The following is a 5,456-nucleotide window of genomic DNA, read 5'->3' as shown; positions in this document are numbered from 1 at the left end:
GGCAAACTCGAATTATCAACTCCCGATACCGATGTAATGATATATTCTCTGGATCGAAAATACCATTTTTCTAAGGGGTATAGTGAGTATATGCCTGATTTAAATTTTAATACCAATTATTTCAACATTAATACCGTTTTATAGATGACAACTATTGCAATTTTAAGAGATGGAACTCCAATTAGAATACATTTATTTGACAATCCGATTTTTGATGTTGATGGATTTTTAGTACAATTTACTCATTCTGGAGTTGAGCCAGAAATTTATAGATATTATCAGCATTCTGAATTTAAAGTAAGCGATAGAAAAAATTCAGATTTGTCAGGTTATTACAATGAAACAATATTCAAGAATTATATTCAAAATATTGAGCCTGTTCCGGTTTTGAGAGATACTTTAATTAAGTATAATTTTGAGAAAGTTTTAGCTACTGAAAATGAGGAAATAACAGTTACTACTATTGATTTTAATGAGCCATACGAATATTTCTATAATAGCAAAGAATATACTTTTAATTTGAAAAGATCACCTGATCAAAAAAGAGTTGCTAATTATTTACAACCAATCATGGAAAATTTAAAAATCATTGATTATAAAATTAACGTGGATGGTGTAAATGGGATTACTACTCTTAATAATCAGAGTGCCACTCCTGGTGGAGCTTTTTATAGAAAAAATTTTGGTGATTTTGTAAATTCATGGACAATAAGTGATATTCAAAAAAGTGAATTCAAAAAGTTAATGAGTCTCATTGTGTTTGAAATTAGGCAGATTGTTAGAGATATCATTCCCATAATTGCAGCAAACACACATCTTTTTGATAAAGAATCAGATGTGGCAAATGGTATTATCGATTACAATGATATAACCAATGGACTTACGGATATTGAAAAATTATTATTTGATATAAAAAGAGGTTGGGGGTATTATTATGATACTCCACTGGAAGATTATCCACGTCCTTTAAAAGATGATTTTGATGCTCAATTTACTACATTTTCTATTTTAGAGGATTATTATGATTACTATACTAGTTTGATTAATTTTTATAACAAATGTTATAGTATTAAAGGGCTAAGTTATTATCCTTCAGATAAGAAATTTCAATATCTGTTAGAAATATTGTCTCCATCAGCATTAGGTGTTTTGCCTTACAGTTACATTATTAATGCTATAAAAGGATTATTGAGTAGAAAACTTGATGAAGACGATCAACGATTTTTAGTCCGTTTAGTAATTTCTATAAAGGAAACACATGCAAATGATTTTCTTGACTTTTTGCTAGAGGATAATGAACAACAAACCAATTTTCAAACAATTTATGAATCTCTAACTGATGCAAGGTTAGAGAGATATTCTTTTGTCAATTGGTTTGTTGATGAACAACCTAATAGAAAATATTTTGCTTTTGCATTATTTGAACTTTGGAAGGTATCTAAATATAATTTAAATTATATACGTCCCGGAATTGTAGTTCCTGATGTTTTTCCAAATTTTAAAGGTATTGATCCTGAAAATTATTTCTATATTAATAAAAATGAATACAATGAAAAGAATTGGTTAACATTTATTCCTTCATCAACAGAATTAATAACAACAACGGCACAATATTTTGAATCTTCACTTGTAGAAAAAAAAATAGCTATAAATAAAATATCTAAAACGGATATAAACATCGAACACGGTGGATACCATGATAGGAATGTTGCTGCTTTTGGTTCTTTTCATCTTTATCAGCAAATTTCATTTTCAGGATTTAAAGCCAATCTTGATTTAGCAATCCCAACTACCGCCACAGTACCTGCTTTTCTATTTCATTTTATTCAAGAATATGACGAGCTGGCTGATTTTGATGCAGCTGTTTCCTTAGCGATTAATTTAACTGTTGATGTATTATTAGCATATTTTGCAGGAGGAGCTAATGTACTCGCAGATTTACAATATTTAAAATATACTACTAAAATAGGACAAGCATTGACAGGGGGACTGGAGGCTAGTGAAGCCGTTGTGGTATGGAGAGGATTAGAAGTAGGTAGTGAAGTTTTTACACTTACAGCAGGCTCTTTAACACAAATTAATACTTATTTAATTACTACTGAAAATGATGCAGATAAAAGAAAAATATTAGAAGGATATCAAAATATATTATTGTCTCTACTCTTTATAGGGGCAGGAGCATCACTTACAGCGAGAGCACATGCAGCTCGTGAAGCAGAAAGAGTACTGGATTTAATTGATGTATTACCATCAGGTGTAGCTCATGGACTTACAACAGATATGATGAACCTTTTAACAACATTAAAAGGAGAAAAAACGGTAGCTATCTCAACATTTGGTAATAGGTTGAATACTTTAGATTTGGGAGGAGCAACTAATACTATTTTTTCCAAATACAATACTGTTTTTACTGATGCGCAAAAAATGAAATTTTGGAATGATTTTCAACATATTGAAGATCCTGCATTTTGGAAATTATTAAATAGTGGTAAAGGAGTTGATAATGTACTTAATGGTAAATATATTGATAATTGGATTAGTTTAAGCGAAAGAGGTTTAGTGGAAGCTAAGTTTACCGATTATATTTGTGTTCAAAGAAGAACAGATGGATTAATTCGTTTTGTGGATGAATCAACTATTAAACCTGTATTGGGAACTTTAAGCTATGAAAGAAAGTTAACTTTTTTAGATACGTTTGGAGATATAGATACTACTAATTTTGCTAAATTTGTTGATGAACCAAAGTTAGTGGCTTATTGGGAGAGGTATTATGATGATTTGATTTTAAGACCTAATTTTGTATCATTATCAAATACAAAAAAGATAAAATGGTTAGAAAAATATGGAGATTTACCTGCTGATTTATACAATCAGTATCTAAAAACCAATCCAGATGCAATACTATCATGGAGTAAATATAGTGATGAGGCTGATTTATTAGCAGAATTAAATAAATATACGAAGGAAGAACAGTTGATTTTCTTTAAAGATTATCCACATACTAATATTGTTGACTTTAATAAATTTAAAACGGATCCAACTCTTCTTGTTATTGAAAGAAATTATATTAAAAAATATATTGATATATTTAATGCAGGTTATATAACAAATACAGATGTTGTTGAAGTATTTGCAGTTTATGGAGATCATGGAAAAAAATTGTTTCTAAAAGTAGAGGAAGAATGGTTAAAAACAATTAACGATGCTACTTCGAATAAAAATTTAGATGACATAACTTTAAAGTCAGGTTTTTCTCACAAAGATTATCCGGAGTTGATTATATTAAGGGATAATATTTCAAAGAAACAAATGAAAAATTTCTTTAAAAACCCTAAAGATATTAATAAAAATCCCATTTTGGATGTTAATGGAAACCCAGTATCTTGGTCAAGAGATAATATGTTGGATATTGAAAAAATAAAAGCTGTTTATGCTAATTTTGATACTCATAGTATTCATCCATGGCTAGAAAAGAGAATAACAATTCATATAGAAAAAAGATTATCAAATAAATGGAAAATTAATCCAGAAAGTATAAAAAATACAGGGCATATTCCAGGAACACATGCTGAAATAAGAGCTTTAAATGAACTCTTATGGAAATTACAAAATGAAAAAGGTTTATTAATAACTGATGATATTGTAAATAATATTTTAGGATACAATAAAAATTATATCAAGAAAAAGATAATGCCACGTTGTGGAGATTGTTTTTTTATTAGTAAAGAATTTAGAATGATAATGTCTAATTAATTTAAAAAGAAGAATTATGAGTTTAAAACAACCTCTGAAAACTAGAATTGATTTAAGTCAAATAGTTGATGGTGAATTAGATTATGATGGATTTAGTAAAGTGTTATATAATGATAAATTTTTCACAGGATATTTAGTTTTAGATAAACATACTGATGGTAGTGTGGCATTTGAAAAAGAATATAAAAATGGTAGACATTTGGGTTGGGATAATGAATACAATATTAATGGAATATTAATTAGCGAAAGTCTGAATGTAGGTGAAAATGATATAGAATTCTATGAATATGATGATAATGGTAATCAAATTGAGGGAGGAAAATTAGTTGGAGAAACTGAATATCAAGAATTGGTAAGTAAATATAAATTATTAGATTAGAATGATTTTAGCAATAGATGTCTATTACAAAGAAAAAGACGCTAAAGTTGTAGCTGTTTTATTTAATCCTGAAGATGAAACTCCACAAAGTATAGTTATTGATCAAATATCAGGTATTGAGGATTATGTGTCTGGTGAGTTTTATAAAAGAGAGTTACCATGCATTGAAAGCATTCTTCAAAAAGTTAATTTAAACGATATTGAAGCTGTAATTATCGACGGACATATATATGTTGATGATAATGGTACGTTTGGATTAGGAGGATACACCTGGGAGAGTTTAGATAGAAAGATACCTGTTATTGGCGTTGCAAAAACTTCATTTTTCAGAAATAAAAAAACAGTAAAAGAAGTCTACAGAGGTGAAAGTAAAAAGCCTCTATATGTATCATCTATTGGTATCGATTTAGATTTTGCTTCAAACCTAATAAAAAACATGAAAGGCGAGTATAGAATTCCTGTCATTTTAAAAGAACTCGATCGCATTACCAAAGAATAAAAATTAATATAAAGTAAAGGCTCAAAGTATTTCACTTTGAGCCTAATATTCCGTAGCTTTTTTAAGCTAACAATCCCCACAACCACATATTTTATATACAATCCGGAACTTGGCTCATAAGTCTCGCTTAAATACTATTGCCTAAAATGTTCATAAAAGAACATTTTAATAAAGGGAAATTTCCCTCTCCTTACAAATCTGTTTAACACCGGAATAGCATAGTTAAAGTGTTGAACAATAATTTTTTAAAGTCCTAATTAGGAGGCATGTTTGTTCCTGTAAATACAAAATGCAATTTCTTATCAGGCATTTTCATTCACTAACTTCATACTACAACTTATGGCAATCGAGACCCATTTTTTTATAGAGACAGGAGGATTTCCTATACAGCTAGAGGAACAATCCTTTGGACCAAAATCAGCAACAAATTTTAGGGTAACATCCAGTTTTAACTTAACGGAACCTAAAAAAGCCTTTGCCATTTGTAAAGGGGTAGTTTTAGTTCAACCGCAAACAGGAGCGGGAAATGAAGAAAAAGTAAACCTCATTCTTCGTCCCTACAGCCAACCTTTCCCGGGACTAAATGTAAAATACTTCCTCTACAGAGGTTTACAACGGAGTGATTTTTTTACTACAGATTCCGCTCCTAAAATTATAGATTCCACAACAACAACTTCGGATTTTATCAAAAAGATCAACGAAGATTTTCATGCCTTTCATGACGGGCGCAAAGATGAGCAGGGCAATGCAATCCCGGTACCTGATTTTACGGCTAAATTTATTGGCTATGACGAATCCTTAACTGATTTATCGATTCCATTATCC

Annotated in this window: 4 protein-coding genes; all 4 read left to right on the top strand. The window is 29.7% G+C overall.

The genetic code is table 11. The features are described from left to right. Positions 1-144: 144 nt before the first annotated feature. The gene (locus H599_RS0117565; RefSeq protein WP_026715323.1) at positions 145-3,753 is read left to right on the top strand and encodes a hypothetical protein; all 3,609 of its coding nucleotides are present in this window, start codon (positions 145-147) and stop codon (positions 3,751-3,753) included. A 16-nt stretch (positions 3,754-3,769) separates the two neighbouring features. Next, a complete protein-coding gene (locus H599_RS0117560; protein ID WP_026715322.1) occupies positions 3,770-4,132 on the top strand; it encodes a hypothetical protein in 363 nt (120 codons plus the stop codon). A gap of 1 nt (position 4,133) precedes the next feature. Beyond that, the gene (locus tag H599_RS0117555; protein ID WP_026715321.1) at positions 4,134-4,631 is read left to right on the top strand and encodes an endonuclease V; all 498 of its coding nucleotides are present in this window, start codon (positions 4,134-4,136) and stop codon (positions 4,629-4,631) included. Positions 4,632-4,970: 339 nt separating this feature from the next. After that, on the top strand, positions 4,971-5,456 hold a 486-nt coding region (locus H599_RS20065; protein ID WP_035141892.1), incomplete at its 3' end, for a hypothetical protein.

This window comes from Flavobacterium daejeonense DSM 17708 (assembly GCF_000425425.1).
Classification (GTDB): domain Bacteria; phylum Bacteroidota; class Bacteroidia; order Flavobacteriales; family Flavobacteriaceae; genus Flavobacterium; species Flavobacterium daejeonense.
The sequence above is the reverse complement of the archived record's forward strand: the minus strand, read 5'-3'. Positions and strand labels throughout refer to the sequence as shown.

What these genes read in the sequence shown, in the direction of transcription:
- H599_RS0117565 (WP_026715323.1), top strand. Translation starts at nt 145, where the DNA reads ATGACAACTATTGCAATTTTAAGAGATGGAACTCCAATTAGAATACAT.
- H599_RS0117560 (WP_026715322.1), top strand. Translation starts at nt 3,770, where the DNA reads ATGAGTTTAAAACAACCTCTGAAAACTAGAATTGATTTAAGTCAAATA.
- H599_RS0117555 (WP_026715321.1), top strand. Translation starts at nt 4,134, where the DNA reads ATGATTTTAGCAATAGATGTCTATTACAAAGAAAAAGACGCTAAAGTT.